Source organism: Mesorhizobium sp. NZP2077, assembly GCF_013170805.1.
GTDB lineage: Bacteria > Pseudomonadota > Alphaproteobacteria > Rhizobiales > Rhizobiaceae > Mesorhizobium.
In genome coordinates this window covers 251083-265686 of record NZ_CP051293.1, presented here as the reverse complement: position 1 = coordinate 265686, position 14604 = coordinate 251083, and the positions used below count along the sequence as shown (strand labels likewise).

The window sequence follows — 14604 nt, the reverse complement described above, 5'->3', positions numbered from 1 at the left end:
ATACCAAAAAAATGTTGCAGCGCAACACACAATTTCCCGGCCCGTTGAAATAGTCGCGTCATGAATTGACTAAATTATAAGCTAGCGATGCACATTTTTCGGGATGTTTAGCACATTTGTGACAATAAATGGGCAAGTGGAAAAAAATAAGGATCTTTTTGGGGCGATTTTTGGGCAAGCCGTTCTCGGTGGTCCGGAATGGTACGTCTTAGTGCTTTAGAAAGGCGCGAAGTTCGCGAATATTAACATAAATACTACTTAATATTGCAGATTGTACTGAAAAAACATAGCCGCTTCAGGTTGAGTGAATTGTGGTAGTGTGCATTGCAGCATGGCAGAGTCAATCGCGTAGGCTCGTTCAAAAATATGTGCGGTTGCCCTTGCCGCCCTCTACTCGCCTTAATAGAATTGCAAATTATACCTGTCAGAGTGGCGACAGGTTGAAAGGCCGGAAGCAACCGGTCGATAGCGGGCATCCTAACAAGCCCGCGTAACAAGGGACGGCGCTCGGGTGGGGCTATCGTTGGATATAACCCGAGCCGGTTTATGGGCAGTTGGGTATGTCACTTCCAAAATTCATCGTCGGGATGGTTTTCGCTCTTGCGATCGTCGTCGCCTGGTCTTGGCTTGGCGGCGCTTCGCTCGGCACGACGCTGCTGCGCGTCATCATCTGTGCCATGGTCATCCAGGCCGGCTATTTCGTCCTCGTCTACGCCATGATCGCCAGGAGTGTGCCGACGCCGGCCGATAGGCTACGCGAAGCCGAGAGAAAGCTAAGCTCGCCCGATGTGACCGAAGGTGAGAAGCTGGGCAGCGCCCGGCGTAGCCTGCATTAGGTCTCGCCCTCGGCGGATTTGACCTTCACGCCACATTGGCGGGTTCGGTTTCCGACTGTTCCCCCGACAGCATCCTGGACAGCCGGCTCCCCGGCTTCGCCTTCAATCGCTGATACTGCCCAACTTCCACGACACGGCCGTCTTCCATCGCCACCACCCAGTCGGCGAAGGCGATCATCGACGGCCGGTGCGCGATGGTCAGGATGGTCATCGCGCCGCGCAACCCGTCGATCGACCTGGCGATCAGCGACTGGTTCTGCCAGTCGAGCGCGCTGGTCGCTTCGTCGAGGATGAGCAGCGACGGCTTGCGCAGCAGCGCACGCGCCAGCGCGATGCGCTGACGCTCGCCGCCAGAGAGGCGCACGCCGCGGTCGCCGACGATCGTGTCGAGCCGCTGGTCGAGCCGCTCGACGAACTCGCCCGCATGCGCGGCGCGCAGCGCGGTCCACAACTCGTCGTCGCTGGCCCGCGGTGCTGCCAGTCGCAGGTTCGCCGCGATCGTGTCATGCAGCAGGAACACGTCCTGCGGCACATAGGCCACCTGATCGCGCCAGCGCCGGCGATTGCTGGCATCGATTTCGACGCCGTCGACGAGGATCTTGCCGATGGTCGGTTCGAGCAGACCGAGTAGCATGTCAGCGATCGTGCTCTTGCCCGATCCCGATGGGCCGATCAGGGCGGTGACCTTGCCGGCGGGCAGGCCGAACGTGATGCCGCTCACCACCGCCTTTTCGGCGGCATCTCCATAGGCGAAAGAGACGCCCCGAATGTTCAGGCCCGTATCGAGAGATAGCTTGCCGGCGTCCTCGAATTCGGCATGGCCAGGTTCGCGCTCGGCATCGAACCGCGCCTGCAGGCTGCGCATCGATGCATAGGCCGGCAGGTTGATCAGAACCTGCTGCGATTGCGCCTGCAACTCCATGAAACGCGGCGCGATGCGCATGAAGACAAGGAGCAGGACAACGATTTCAGCCAGTGACAGGTTGAAGCGGACCAGCGCCACGTGGATGAACAGGCTGAGGCCGATGACGCTCGCCACCTGGAACAGCGCGGTGCCGATCGTGCTGTTGCGCACATAATCGATATTGTCGACTTTCATCCTTTCGAGGATCGACCGAAGCTGCGCGAAATAGGAGGCCTCGACGTTCAGGCTCTTTGCAACCTTGATGCCGCTCAGAAATTCCGCAACCGTCCGGTACTGGTCCTGGCGATTGGTCGTCAACAGCTGTCCGAACGCGGCAGCACGCGCTCGGAACGGCCGAAGCACCAGGAACATGACGATGCCGATCGCAATCGCGATGGATGTCATTGCCGGCGAGATGAAGAGCGAGACCACGAGATAGCCCGCCAACAGCACGGATGTCTGGACCATCATCAGCAATGAGAACGCCGTGGCCTGCACGCGGTCAATGTCGCCCGTCAGGGCATGGTCGAGGTCGGAGCTTCGTATACGGGTGAAAATACCCCAGCGGGCCTTTCCGATGCTCTCGAACAGGTCGATGCGCAGGCGGTTGATGAAATCGTAGAGAAGCCTGGCCATGTAGAGCGACTTGAAGCGGTTGAAGGCCGCCTGCAGCGTGACAAGGCCGACAAGGCCGACAAGCACGGTCGCAAGTTGCACCGTGCCGTCAGGCGACATCCAGCGCGTGATGTCGCTGTCTGGGAGCCTGATCGCATAGTTCTGGTCGGATCGGCCAACGAGCTGCATCACGGGAACCAGAAGCAGGATCGAGATGCCTTCGGTCAGACTTCCCAGGATGAGGAAAATCAACGCTGCCCACGTTCTATGGCCGCCGATCCGAGCCATGGCAGCGCCAAATCCAGCGATTTGTCGAAACAGTATCAGATGAAATGGGGATCTATTTGCCATGATTTTGCTCGGTAAGGGCGTAAGAGCCCGCCCTCATGTCCTGGGGTCGCGTTGTGATAATGTGAAGCTACACATTTTGCTTTCCGAAAATCGCGTCCGTCTTTCAATCCAATGCGTTGTCGAAGCTCAAATCCGCCTCGATCAGATCCACGGCCTCGCCTAGCCTGTCGAGGCCTGTCGGCACTTCGAGCCGGCATACACCTACATGGGCGGCCAGTTGCGCGCATTGACGAAGATGGGTCGCCGCGAAATCACTTGGCAGGGCGGACCGGCCGAAGCGCGTCACGTACGAGAATTTGATGATCGCTGGCAGCGAGGCGACGCTCGGCAAAGGCAGAATCGCTGCTCGTGCGCCCCGTTCGAGAATATATATCCGGGTCACCGGAACCATGTCGCTGGAAAATGCTCCACGGAGACGATGCTGCGTTTTGTCGATTGCCGGATGCACCAGCGGCCGTACCTCCGCCTCTTTGAGCGAGATCGCCGCGGCCGCGTCCGAGGCCAGCTTAAGCTGTGGAAAGCCCGGCACGATCATCGGATCGAGGGGTTTGGATACATCAAGCGCAACCACGTCATCGGTCAGCAAGTCATGCCCGGCGCGGATCATGGCTCCCGCGGTCGTTGATTTGCCGGCGCCCTTGTCGCCCATGAAAATCGCGCTTTTGCCGCCAACCGCAATAGCGCTGGCATGCAAGACGAGTAGCCCGCGTTGGTGCAGCAGGAGCGCCAGGACCGGCCCCAGCAGGGGAAAGGCGATCAAGGCGTCGTCGACGCCAGGCGCCGGATCGACATCGATCCTGCTGGCATCGCTTATCAGGAACGCCCCTACCGTCTGCCACGTCAAATACTGTCGGTGCGCCTCGAAATGGAAGGCGGCTGCGGCATCGGCAGAGTGTTGCGGCAGGGGGCCAACGTTTATCATTATATCGGCGACCGCCGGCGCCATCGCCATTGGCTCCAACTCGGGTAGCAGCACCTCCGAACCGAACGTCAGGCCATAGGCCATGTAAAAGTGCCTCGGCCGTTGGTGCGCCGAGCCGGTGCGATCCTGGTTGGACTTTACGGCAAGCGTCGGGTTGACTGACATCACGCTGGACTCTCGCGCCGTTCGATCTGCCTTAGCCACAGGGACAGCGCTGCCGAACGCCAGACATATTGAATGTCGGGCAGCGTCGCCTGGTCCGGAAGCCTTGAAATCCGGTCATATGCCGCCGTTACCTCGGGCAGGTTTATGTAGGACTCGATCAGACCGGCGTCCGAGACGAGTACCCTGTTCAGCAGGTCGCGGTGATTACGCAACATCCCGCTTACCAGGTTGGATTTGAAATCGATCTTGTCGCTCCGCCACTGAACCGCCGGAGGCAGGATGCCCTCCATGGCCCGGCGCAGTACGTAGCGGCCGAAACCGTTATGTAATTTTTGCTCTCCAGGCAAAGCCAGGCAGAACTCGACAAGCGGTTTGTCCCAGAACGGATAGCGCGGCTCGACGCCGAAATTCGCTGCAGCCTTATCCAGAACCTCGAAGGCGTGCGGCACCAGTCCATTCGACAGGATCCAGCGGTGGGTCAGGGTTTCGCTGGATCTCGCCGCAGGCGGCATTTGTCCGCTTCTGTGAAATCTGGCGACGATATCGGTTCGACTGGCAAGGTCTGGGTTGACCAAGCCAAGCCAGCTAGGGCGCTGCTCGGCCCTGGCAGGCCGTTGCCAGAGCCTGTTCAAGGCACGATTGGCCATTTGCCTGAGTTTGGCGATACGCCAGGCCGGGCCATAAACGGTCAGGAATGTAAAATAGATGCCCAGCATCCCGTCGCCATGGAGGCTTGAGGCCGCACGCATCTCCCGCCACAAATCCAGCCATCTGTGGGCGATTGCAAGCTCGTGGAGATACCCATAGCCCTGCGACACGACCTCGTCGCCGCCATGGCCGTCGAGAAGGACTTTTGTGCCCCTTGCGCTGGCGGCGGTGTAAAGGTTGCGCGTGAGCGAGAGCCCTGGCGCCAGGAACGGCCCTTCCTGCTCTTCCAGGATGCGCTCGAACTCGGCGAAAGGGGCGTAGTCATCGACAGCAATCATTGAGCCATCGACCATGTTATGTTTTAGCACTTCGTCGATGAACGGCCGTTCGTCCGACGGCGATCCTTTCTGGAAAACCAATGAGAAGGTCGGCAGCTTCGGCTTTCGCCCGGCGGCATTTTGCAGGCCTGCCACGCAGGCGATCGATGAGGAATCGAGGCCACCGCTCAACATGGCGCCGACCGCGGACGTTCCCCGCATCCTGTTCTTGACGGATTGCTCGAAGAGATGGCCGAACTCCTCGGCGGCATTGGCTCGCATCGGCCGTGATGACGGCTCGATCTGCCAGTAGCGGCGCAACGCAACCTGATGCGTCGTCGCGCTCAAGCTGTGGGCGGCCGGCAGGCGGAAGATATCGGTGTAGGGCGTTGACTGGGGATCATCCGGGAGCCCGGCGAGAAACCCGGCGATCTGATGTTCGCTTATGATCGCACCAGACCCGCCAATGGCGAGAATGGGCTTGATCTCCGACGCAAAGACGAAACGCCGCGCGGTCGAATGATAGTAGAAGGGTTTGACTCCGAAGTGATCGCGCGCGCAAAAAAGCGTTTTCCGTTCGTCGTCCCATATCGCGAAGGCGAAATCGCCTTGCAGATAAACCGGACAGGTTTCGCCCCAACGCAGATAAGCCCGCATCAGCAGCACCGCATCGGCAACCGACCGGTCCCTGATGCCCAGCCTGGCCATCAGCTCGTCGCGGTTGTCCAGCCGGCAATCGGCGGTGATGGCGAGCTTGCCGCCGGCCATCGTCAGCGGCCCGGGACCGGCTTCGTCCGTGGTGTTGAGCCAGGCGTGGCCGAGGGCAACGCCCGCGTCCGCCCACCACGCGTTTCCGTCGGGGCCACGATGGCGCATGCGCGCCAGCATCTGCTGAATGTCTGCCGCAGCAACCGCCGGCGCCGTTTCCCCGCGCAGCAGGATTCCGGCCACGCCGCTCATCGGCCGCCGTGGTCGAGCAGATGCGTGAAGCCGTCGACCGATCCGCCAAGAACGATATGGTTGTCGCTGACGAGCCAGGCATGGGCTTTCAATCGCTCGCCCGTGCCGCGTTCGATGCCGATGCGGATTTTCGATTCATTGCCTTGGCGGGCGAGAATGTATTGGCCCGAAAGCGCCTGGGTCAGGCAACTGGCGCGCGGAACGAACCGTGCCGCCGCGGCAACACCCCACGCGATACGCCGCAAATCGCCCATGCTGGCGCACTGGCTTGCGTCGAGCCTCGTCACCACGCTTCGGATGCGGCTGTAGGAGAAAAGCGTCAGCCCCAGCCGAACCGCCATGACCACCATCAGGCAATAGCCGAGAAACATTAATTCGGGGCCGCTCAGGGAAAAAATCCTGGCGACACCCCGCCGGCCTGGCCGGTGTTTCGTCGGCCTCGTCCTCTTCTCCATCGCCGGTTCTTGACTCAAGGCCGTGACCCTGTGCGGAACCGGCTTAGACAAGTGCTCCATGATGCAGCCTCGCAAGCCCGTTTTCCGCCAGGCCTTTCAGCAATGCGTCGACATCCGCCTTGCAGCGCTCAGGGTCGACATTGTAGCGCGCAAGCACGGCGCCTCGGATATCCTCGATCAGCTTCGGTTCCTGGATCAGCCCCCAGATGAACGCTCCAACGTCGTTCAGGCTGTAGTAGATGTTCGATTTGAGATTGAGCAGCGCCAAGCCATTGCCGAATTCGCAAGTCACGGCATCCCTGGTCGCACTGACCTTGTCGCAATCAGATGGGTTCCAGCTCATCCCAAAACCTTGTTCACATGTGCACTCCGGCGTTTCCGCTTTCCGGAGCGGGCCGGAGATATTGAAACCCCCGACCCTTTTATGGCTGCCTCTTGAGTTCCGACTGCCACGTCAGAAAAACCGGAACGTCTCAAGAGAATGTGAGCTGACCCTTAGGTGTGTGGATCGGGAACACGCCGTCAAGCGCAGTGTCGCCGCCGGTGCCCTGCGTGATGGTCTCGATCGAGCCATGGACCGTCAGGCTCGGCGCCTCGTATTCTTGCTTTTCAGTCTTGTTTTCCATTTTACTCTCCAATGAGGACTGTAAACGGCTTGTCGAGTGCCGACAGCACTTTCATGCTGCACCGCAATAGCTGCATGGCAACATTTATGAGTCAAGTCTGATTTACCTCTGGTTAATCAATTACGGGTTGCGGACGTCACGATGCCTGTGCGCAATGCCCAAAGTTCCACCTCTTTGCACCTGAAAACAAGTGCGATCAGGCGCTGTGGCTGATGATTCTTTAAGCAGTTGATTTTGCTTGCATAAAAAGTTCATAGAGGTGATGCTTTTTTAGGCATCGCTAAAGAGATGGATTTTTGTTAGCCGATCCGTGTTGAAGTTCGGCTGAAACGACTCGATAAGGCCGGAATTCCAATCGTACATTCCGTGGTCTTCAGAAACGTAGGCAAACGCCCTGGTTGCAAAATTTCGCACTGCGAAAGGAAAGACTTTACGACGCCGAGGTTTTTGAGGATGCTTTGCTTCGCACTTGCAGCATACGCGTTGCACAAACCGCATTTTGGAGACCATGCGCTCTATGGCCTTGCCGGAAAGTTCCTATGAACGACTGCGCGCCGCCGACTGCGCCGACGAGATTGCCTATGTACAGGCCTGTCTGCGGTTGTATTTCTCAGGAACGGCCGCTTCGGCCGGCGAGGTGCCGACGCCGAGCCTTTCCGCCGCCGTAGTCGCCGACGTCGCCAGGTTGAACAAGGTCGCCAATTTCGTTCTGAAGGCACTGTCGCGTGCCCCGGCGAATGAAAGGCCGGTCGAATTGTTCCAGTGGCTCGACACCTATCGCCGGCGAACGGTTTCGATGAACGCCGCGTGCCTCATGGATTCGATGGAGATTCACCAAGCGCTGCGCGACAGGCAATTCGATTTCGTCTTTCTCAAAGGCCCGTTCCAACAGCATCTGCTTTACGACGACCATTTCATGAAGCCTTCAGGCGATGTCGACATCCTGGTTTCCTCTGCCGGGTTCTCAAAAGCGCGCGATGCGCTGCGCTCGATCGGCTACGAGGTCGCTGGCAAGTCGCGCTCGGTCTGGTGGGTAAGGTTCCTTGGCGAACAGCACATGATCCGCGGCAACGGGCCGAAATCGTCCACGGTCGACCTTCACTATCGCCTGCAGCAGCCCGGCTCGCCCAGTCCGCGCGATGCCGACGGCTTCCTGCGGCGCAAACGGCTGGTCGAGATCACCGGCACCGAAGTGCCGTTCACGTCGGTCGCCGACACGCTGATGCTGTCCTGCATCAGCGTCGCCAAGGCGCTGTTCAACCGCGAACCCTGCGCCGGCTATGTCTGCGACATCAGGGCGAGTGCCAACCGTCTCGACGAGACCGATCAGCAGCGTGTGCTCGATGCGGCGGTGAGCCAGGGCCTGGACGATACGCTACTGCTCGGCCTGCGCGCCGCCGATGTGCTGCTGGGTGGCACCGGCACGCTTTTGTCGGAGCGGGCCAAGCCGATCCTGTCGCGCATCGGCAATGAGGATCTGCTCAACATGGTCATCGCGCCATGGTTGTCGTCTTTGCGATGGCCACAGCGGCGAACGGTGTTGTGGGAATTGTGCGGTCGGGCTCCCGTCCGCTACCTGGCAGAAGCCGGCTGGGCAGCCTCGGCGGACATCAGCCGCCGCATCTTCGAGCGGCCGGCCAGTCCATGATGGCGGCGGCGTCGCAATACGTACAGGGCGAGGGCGTATCGGAACCTGTGCAAGAGGCAAAAACCATGTCGATGACGAAATCCGAGGTCTGCGTGATCATCGCGGCCAAAAATGCGGGGCGCACGATCGCGGTCGCCATCGCATCCGCGTTGCGCGAACCTGAGGTGACCGAGGTCGTCGTCGTCGACGACGGCTCCACCGACGATACGGCCGCGATCGCCCGCTCCGCCGACGATGGCAGTGCCCGGCTAAAGGTCATGCGCCTCGACGTCAATCGCGGCCCGTCCTTCGCCCGCAATGCCGCGATCGCCGGCTCGAAAGCGCCGTTCATCAGCATTCTGGACGCTGACGATTTTTTCCTCGAGGGCCGGTTCGGCAACCTGTTTGCCGCCGCCGACTGGGATTTCGCGGCCGACAACATCATGCTCATCAGGGATGATGCGACGAGTGACGTAACGAAAATCGTCGCCCCGGATTTCGCCGCCGAGCCGGAATTCCTCGACTTCGAGCGCTTCGTCGAAGGCAACATCTCCAGGCGTCGCGTGCAGAGAGGCGAGCTTGGCTTCCTGAAGCCGGTGATTAGTCGCGCCTTCCTCGACCGGCACCGATTGCGCTACGATGAGAGCCTGCGGCTGGGCGAGGACTACGAACTCTATGCCCGCGCGGTGGCTCACGGGGCACGGTTCAAGGTCATCCGCTCCTGCGGCTACGGCGCCATCGTGCGCGCCGATTCGCTCAGCGGTCGTCACAAGACGCAGGATTTGAAGCGGCTCGCCGATGCCGATCTGGCGCTGCTGGCGATCGACAGCCTGCCGGAAGGCTCCAAGGCGGTGCTGCGGCGGCACGAGCGGCATGTGCGCGACAAATACCGGCTGCGCAATTTCCTCGACGTGAAGGCCGAGCGCGGCCTGGCTTCGGCCGCGGCCTATGCCTTCGCAAGCCAATCCAACCTTGTCCCCATCGTCCAGGGCGTGGCGTCCGACAAGCTCGAGGCGCTGTTTCGGCGCGTTGGCCTTGTCTCCGGGCAAAAGCATGTGCCGCCGCTGCGTTTCCTAATGGCCGGGACCAGCGCGGGCAAGGAGCGGTAAGGCGCGGGAAATGCCCCGTTTTGGCCGCAGACTGCACGCTCGCCTGCAAGCATTTCCACCGGATTTATGAGTTTACGAATTGGGTGGTTGCCTCCCGGCTCCGGGAATGGCAGTCTATGTTGCGTTGCAGCAAATTGAATGACCAACCGAACTGGCCCCCGATCGGATTGGTCCGAAGTCTCTCCCACCGGTGGAGTTGGACGATGCGGTACGAGTTTTTCAACCCCGCCTGCGGGGATTGGCCAGGTTCCCGGCATGCAAGCCGGCGATGACAGGAATTTAAGCCCATGGCCTCGATATTCGGCTTCAGATCAAGGGATCCTGCCCGCGACCGGCAGGCCGACATAGCGCGCCTCGACCGGCTGGCGAAACTGTTCGAACAGATCGCAGCCGAGATCGAGGCCGAGAGAACCGGCCTGGAGAGCCGCTACCGCAAGACGGCGACAAACGCGGCCTTTCTCGTCGAAGCGATGGAAAACGGATCCACCACTGATCGCCGGTCATCCGAAGTCAGCGCGCTGACGCAGTCGATCCTGAATTGCGAGCGCCGCATCGCGGCGCTGTCGCGCCAGAACGGCATGATGAGGGCCCTCCGTCATTCGCTGGATACGGTCTTCGACGAGAATGGCGCGTCCGATTCGGCCGCTGCGGTTGATTTCGCCAGGCCTACGGGCGCCGGCCGGGCGTGACCGTGAAGGCGCGCTGCAAGGATGCAAGGCAGGAGAGGGATTTCGGGAGGGTCAAAGAGGAGGCCAAGGTTGGCCCGTTTGGAAGCGGTTCAAACGTCGACTTTGGGTTGGGGACGCACAGCACAAAGGTGAGTTTGGTATGAATTCGAATCCGAAAACCACGTCCACGACAGCAATTGATGCACCGCCCTTCGCGCACCGGACCCGGCAAGCCGGCCTGCGGCGATTGGGTTTGATCGGTGCGCTATTGCTGGCCGCTCTTGGCAGCCTCTCGGCTGTCCCTGCTCATGCACAGGATATCCAGTCCGATCCCTCTTTCGTCGATGATTTCCAGAGCTTCGATCGGTCGCGCTGGTATGTGTCCGATGGCTGGAACAATGGCAGCCATCAGAATTGCACCTGGTCGAAGGGGCTGGTCGCGCTTTCCGACGGGGTGCTGTCGCTTGGCTTCGAAAAGCAGAAGCTGAAGGATCGCGAGTTCGCTTGTGGCGAGATCCAGACCAAGCAGCGCTTCGGCTACGGCACCTATGAGGCGCGGCTGAAGACCGACACCGGTTCAGGCCTCAACGCAGCGTTCTTTTCCTATATCGGCCCATCCGACAAGCAGCCCTGGGACGAGATCGACTTCGAGATTCTGACCAAGGACACCTCCAAGGTGCAGGTCAACGCCTATATCGACGGCAAGGGCAAGAACGAGAAGCTCGTCGAGGTGCCGGGCGGCACCGACAAGGCCTTCAACGATTACGCCTTCGTCTGGGAGAAGGACAGTTTGCGCTGGTACGTGAACGGCCAACTGGTAAACACCATCACCGATCCGGCAAAGCTGCCCAGCCATGCGCAGAAGATATTCTTCAGCCTTTGGGGCAGTGATACCCTGAAGGGCTGGATGGGTGCGTTCGCCGATCCGGGCCGCAAGCTTTCGCTGCAGATCGAGCGCGTTGCCTTCACCGCACTCGGCAAGCCGTGCCAGTTTCCCGAATCGCTCGTATGCAGCGTAAAAGAGTTGGGAAAGACCAATTGAACCGGCCGGACCCAAAACGGTTCGCGGCCATGGATGGGAATGAGACCGAATGAACTTGACGGTGTTTGGAATTGGCTATGTCGGCCTTGTGCAGGCGGCTGTGCTTGCTGAGGTTGGCCACCAGGTTGTTTGTGTCGACATCGACGCAAACAAGGTGGAGCGGCTCAACCAGGGCTTCATACCGATCTTCGAACCAGGCCTCGAAAGCATCGTCAGGGAGAATCACGCCGCCGGCCGCATCAAGTTCACCACCGATGCCGCCGCCGCCGTCCGGCACGGTGAAATCCAGATGATCGCGGTCGGCACGCCGCCCGGCGAGGACGGTTCGGCCGACCTCAAATATGTGCTGGCGGTCGCCGAGACCATCGGCCGCGAGATGGATAGCGCCAAGATCGTCGTCGGTAAATCGACCGTGCCGGTCGGAACCTGTGAGAAGGTGAAAGCCAGGATCGCCGAGACGCTGAAGAAGCGAGGGCGCGAGGATTTGGGCTTCGACGTCGCCTCCAATCCCGAATTCCTCAAGGAAGGCTCGGCCGTCGCCGACTGCATGAAGCCGGACCGCATCATCGTCGGCACCGACAGCGAAGAGACCGAGGCGGTGATGCGCGAGCTCTATGCGCCCTTCAACCGCAACCACGAGAAGATAATCGTGATGGACGTGCGCAGCGCCGAATTCACGAAATACGCCGCCAACTGCATGCTGGCGACCAAGATCAGCTTTATGAACGAGATGGCCAATCTGGCTGAACAGCTCGGCGCCGATATCGAGGAGGTGCGCAAGGGCATCGGCAGCGACCCGCGCATCGGCTACCACTTCATCTATCCGGGCCTCGGCTATGGCGGCTCGTGCTTTCCCAAGGACGTCCGCGCCCTGATCAAGACGGCCGAGGGCGTCAAGTTCGACGCCAAGCTGCTGCGTGCCGTCGAGGAGCGCAACAACGACCAGAAATCCGTGCTGTTCGACAAGGTGAACCGCTACTTCAAGGGCAGTCTCAAGGGCAAGACCTTTGCGCTCTGGGGCCTGGCCTTCAAGCCTAACACCGACGACATGCGCGAAGCGCCGGCGCGTGTCCTGATGGAGGCGCTCTGGAACGCCGGTGCCAATGTGCAGGCCTATGATCCCGAGGCGATGCAGGAATGCCAGGCCATCTATGGCCTGCGCGACGACCTGCTTCTGTGCGGCACCAAGGAAGCGGCCTTGCGCGGCGCCGATGCGCTGCTCATCGCCACCGAATGGAAGAGTTTTCGAGCCCCATCCTTTGATGCGCTGAAAGACGCGCTGACCACGCCGGTGATCTTCGACGGCCGCAACCTCTACGACCCCAAGGTCGTGGCACGCCACGGCATAGAATATCACTCGATCGGCAGAATGGCGGCGTGACGCAACAACATGAAATTTTCACCGCTGCGGTAGTCAAATTAGGCAGACTTGGTGGCGAGACATAATCAAAGCAGTGCTCAAGCTTTCAGGGGATCGAAAATTCCCGCCGCCTGGATGCTGTCATCCATCTAAACCGCGTAGCCCTTCTGACATACTCAATGGGGCGATGCCGAAGCATCCATCGAGGCAGCATTTCAGATAGCAACTTTCGCGAACCGCTTGTCGTGCCCTGATGTCCGACCCGATATACTGCGCCTGGGTACGGCAGGGACTCTAGCGCTTGGCCTCGTGCCTCTAAATCCTTTGTGATAAATTTGTGGCTGCCGAGATTCCTTCGAACTATAAGTTCGGGAACTTGGCTCAGGTCATCGGGCAGCCCGAACAAATCCGCGCGTATGATGAGCGATGTCCCACAAAACTCAAAAAAATCATGATAGATATATGTCAGACGCGAGCCGCTGTATACATATCCGGTGCTGAAGTACCACCCGTTTGCGGCCTTTTTGTCAGCGACATGAGCGGCCAGACGATTGCTGATGAAGTCGTCGTAGTCGACTATCATGACATAGCTGGACGGCTTCAATTCTTTGAACCCTTCCAGTATTCTACGTCCCTTGTCGGATCGGACGGCCTCGAAGAAGGCTTCCGGATCGACATCTCGGGATGGCAAGAATTTAGGTGGAAAATTCACGCGACGAACCGTAAATCCTGGAGGTGTTTCAGGTAGATCGGCACAGTCGTTCGCAATGATCACCGCGCGCCAATTCGGTGCAGTTTGTGCGGAAATCGATTTGATAGTTTCGCTAAGATTCTTCTTAACGACCTCCCAATCAACAACCGTAGTAGGATGTCGGACGGGAATTATGAAGTCGATAATCTGAGGCTGGTCAGGGGGCGCCAGTGTCATGAAAAAATCCAAAATTTCTCGAAGTTATATTCGATTACCAACTGCGTCTTTTGTCGAGACCACTTATTGCTGAAATAATGAAATTAAGAGGCATCAACAAAACGATATAAATTGATTTATGAAGTATCGTTTTTGTGACGGAAATATTAGGAAATTTTCCTTTAAAGAATAATCTAAAAAATAGATACGAATATGTGCGTGAGAATATGCGTATATTATCATTATTTATAGACTGACCCGCCGCGTTCAATGGGAATTTCGACCTGATCTTTAAATAAAATAGCACCAAGTAACCATATCGATCGACCGAGCTTTTCAAATTCCAATCAAAGGCGCTATAGTAAATATTAACGCCCTTCCCGCAATAGACGTTGCTGTCAAAAGAGATTACTGCGCATGAAGATGATGCAAGAGATAGCCAGAAAAGATGATCCTCTCCGGCATTTCTGAGCTCGGTGTCAAACCGCAGCCCGGAATGATTTGGAAAACGAAAGACAACTGTCGAAGTCTGGCTAAGATATTCTTTCAGCAATCCCAAAAAGAGGTCATCAGGATCGACTATAAAAACAGAATCCCTGTCATCAAGTTGGCGTAAATAGGTTTCTCTAGAATTTTTCCAAGCCGTGGTGACATCAAGATCATCAAACCAACTTTGTTTTGTATCAAATCGAGTATGATCACAAAAGTAAAAGTCAAATTCATCGCCTAGAGAAATAAGAGCTTGGCTTAAGTGGCACGGTAACCATTCGTCATCAGAATCTAGAAACGCAACAAAATCAAAGTGGGCCGGATCTATATTGTCAAGTGCGCAGTTGCGCGCTCCGCCTGGTCCGGTATTTTGCTGCTTCAAGATGACAAGCTGGTGGGGAGCCGGTATATCGAATGCCTCAACCTCTTCACTGACGGGAACCGGAGAACCGTCGTCCACCAAAAAGACTGTCATGGCAATCGTCGGCATAAGCGTTTGTGCTGCCACAGATCGCAGGGCTCTTTGTAAAACCCCCCTTTCTCTTTGAAAGAACGGGATAATTACAGCTACATTTACTGAGCTATTTGGATCCATGTGTGTCA

The 14604-nt window shown here is 58.4% G+C and carries 14 protein-coding genes; 6 read left to right on the top strand and 8 right to left on the bottom strand.

The annotated features are described in order from the left end of the window. The first annotated feature begins 560 nt into the window (after positions 1-560). On the top strand, positions 561-836 hold the full coding sequence (locus tag HGP13_RS01215) for an exopolysaccharide production repressor exox (RefSeq protein WP_172220395.1): 276 nt from the start codon (positions 561-563) through the stop codon (positions 834-836). Positions 837-861: 25 nt separating this feature from the next. On the opposite strand, the gene HGP13_RS01210 is transcribed toward HGP13_RS01215, so the two are convergent. The 6 genes from HGP13_RS01210 to HGP13_RS01185 all read right to left on the bottom strand — a co-directional run bounded on the left by HGP13_RS01210 (position 862) and on the right by HGP13_RS01185 (position 6799). Continuing rightward, a complete protein-coding gene (locus HGP13_RS01210; protein WP_172220392.1) occupies positions 862-2706 on the bottom strand; it encodes an ABC transporter ATP-binding protein in 1845 nt (614 codons plus the stop codon). Positions 2707-2809: 103 nt separating this feature from the next. Further along, entirely contained in the window at positions 2810-3712 is a 903-nt protein-coding gene (locus HGP13_RS01205; RefSeq protein ID WP_246707251.1) for a serine kinase, read from the bottom strand. Between the two features lie 80 nt (positions 3713-3792). After that, positions 3793-5718, bottom strand: a complete 1926-nt coding sequence (locus tag HGP13_RS01200) for a lasso peptide isopeptide bond-forming cyclase (protein WP_172220389.1) — start codon at positions 5716-5718, stop codon at positions 3793-3795. After that, complete coding sequence (locus tag HGP13_RS01195) at positions 5715-6089, bottom strand: lasso peptide biosynthesis B2 protein (protein ID WP_246707250.1); 375 nt, start codon at positions 6087-6089, stop codon at positions 5715-5717. The genes HGP13_RS01200 and HGP13_RS01195 overlap by 4 nt, the downstream gene beginning before the upstream one ends. Before the next feature lie 127 nt (positions 6090-6216). After that, the gene (locus tag HGP13_RS01190; protein ID WP_172220383.1) at positions 6217-6516 is read right to left on the bottom strand and encodes a PqqD family protein; all 300 of its coding nucleotides are present in this window, start codon (positions 6514-6516) and stop codon (positions 6217-6219) included. 130 nt (positions 6517-6646) lie between these two features. Continuing rightward, positions 6647-6799 carry a lasso peptide gene (locus tag HGP13_RS01185; RefSeq protein ID WP_172220380.1) on the bottom strand — a complete coding sequence of 51 codons (153 nt, stop codon included), beginning with the start codon at positions 6797-6799 and terminating at the stop codon, positions 6647-6649. A 517-nt stretch (positions 6800-7316) separates the two neighbouring features. Between HGP13_RS01185 and HGP13_RS01180 the strand changes: the two genes are divergently transcribed. The 5 genes from HGP13_RS01180 (at position 7317) to HGP13_RS01160 (ending at position 12626) form a co-directional block, all read left to right on the top strand. After that, entirely contained in the window at positions 7317-8447 is a 1131-nt protein-coding gene (locus tag HGP13_RS01180; RefSeq protein WP_172220377.1) for a nucleotidyltransferase family protein, read from the top strand. A gap of 65 nt (positions 8448-8512) precedes the next feature. After that, positions 8513-9535: a glycosyltransferase family 2 protein gene (locus HGP13_RS01175; RefSeq protein WP_172220374.1), complete on the top strand. Its 1023-nt coding sequence runs from the start codon at positions 8513-8515 to the stop codon at positions 9533-9535. Between the two features lie 287 nt (positions 9536-9822). Continuing rightward, the gene (locus HGP13_RS01170; RefSeq protein WP_172220371.1) at positions 9823-10224 is read left to right on the top strand and encodes a hypothetical protein; all 402 of its coding nucleotides are present in this window, start codon (positions 9823-9825) and stop codon (positions 10222-10224) included. 139 nt (positions 10225-10363) lie between these two features. Further along, positions 10364-11245, top strand: coding sequence for a family 16 glycosylhydrolase (locus HGP13_RS01165; protein ID WP_172220368.1), 882 nt, complete (start codon positions 10364-10366; stop codon positions 11243-11245). A gap of 49 nt (positions 11246-11294) precedes the next feature. Then, positions 11295-12626 carry a UDP-glucose/GDP-mannose dehydrogenase family protein gene (locus HGP13_RS01160; RefSeq protein WP_172220365.1) on the top strand — a complete coding sequence of 444 codons (1332 nt, stop codon included), beginning with the start codon at positions 11295-11297 and terminating at the stop codon, positions 12624-12626. An 85-nt stretch (positions 12627-12711) separates the two neighbouring features. On the opposite strand, the gene HGP13_RS01155 is transcribed toward HGP13_RS01160, so the two are convergent. Then, entirely contained in the window at positions 12712-13533 is an 822-nt protein-coding gene (locus tag HGP13_RS01155; protein ID WP_172220362.1) for a galactosyl transferase, read from the bottom strand. Between the two features lie 34 nt (positions 13534-13567). Next, entirely contained in the window at positions 13568-14596 is a 1029-nt protein-coding gene (locus tag HGP13_RS01150; RefSeq protein ID WP_172220359.1) for a glycosyltransferase family 2 protein, read from the bottom strand. Between the last annotated feature and the right edge of the window lie 8 nt (positions 14597-14604).

Excerpts from the sequence above, each read along its gene's own strand:
- HGP13_RS01155 (WP_172220362.1), bottom strand. The coding sequence starts at position 13,533 with ATGACACTGGCGCCCCCTGACCAGCCTCAGATTATCGACTTCATAATT.
- HGP13_RS01205 (WP_246707251.1), bottom strand. The coding sequence starts at position 3,712 with ATGGCCTATGGCCTGACGTTCGGTTCGGAGGTGCTGCTACCCGAGTTG.
- HGP13_RS01165 (WP_172220368.1), top strand. The coding sequence starts at position 10,364 with ATGAATTCGAATCCGAAAACCACGTCCACGACAGCAATTGATGCACCG.
- HGP13_RS01195 (WP_246707250.1), bottom strand. The coding sequence starts at position 6,089 with ATGTTTCTCGGCTATTGCCTGATGGTGGTCATGGCGGTTCGGCTGGGG.
- HGP13_RS01200 (WP_172220389.1), bottom strand. The coding sequence starts at position 5,718 with ATGAGCGGCGTGGCCGGAATCCTGCTGCGCGGGGAAACGGCGCCGGCG.
- HGP13_RS01210 (WP_172220392.1), bottom strand. The coding sequence starts at position 2,706 with ATGGCAAATAGATCCCCATTTCATCTGATACTGTTTCGACAAATCGCT.
- HGP13_RS01150 (WP_172220359.1), bottom strand. The coding sequence starts at position 14,596 with ATGGATCCAAATAGCTCAGTAAATGTAGCTGTAATTATCCCGTTCTTT.
- HGP13_RS01170 (WP_172220371.1), top strand. The coding sequence starts at position 9,823 with ATGGCCTCGATATTCGGCTTCAGATCAAGGGATCCTGCCCGCGACCGG.
- HGP13_RS01190 (WP_172220383.1), bottom strand. The coding sequence starts at position 6,516 with ATGAGCTGGAACCCATCTGATTGCGACAAGGTCAGTGCGACCAGGGAT.
- HGP13_RS01175 (WP_172220374.1), top strand. The coding sequence starts at position 8,513 with ATGTCGATGACGAAATCCGAGGTCTGCGTGATCATCGCGGCCAAAAAT.
- HGP13_RS01160 (WP_172220365.1), top strand. The coding sequence starts at position 11,295 with ATGAACTTGACGGTGTTTGGAATTGGCTATGTCGGCCTTGTGCAGGCG.
- HGP13_RS01185 (WP_172220380.1), bottom strand. The coding sequence starts at position 6,799 with ATGGAAAACAAGACTGAAAAGCAAGAATACGAGGCGCCGAGCCTGACG.
- HGP13_RS01215 (WP_172220395.1), top strand. The coding sequence starts at position 561 with ATGTCACTTCCAAAATTCATCGTCGGGATGGTTTTCGCTCTTGCGATC.
- HGP13_RS01180 (WP_172220377.1), top strand. The coding sequence starts at position 7,317 with ATGGCCTTGCCGGAAAGTTCCTATGAACGACTGCGCGCCGCCGACTGC.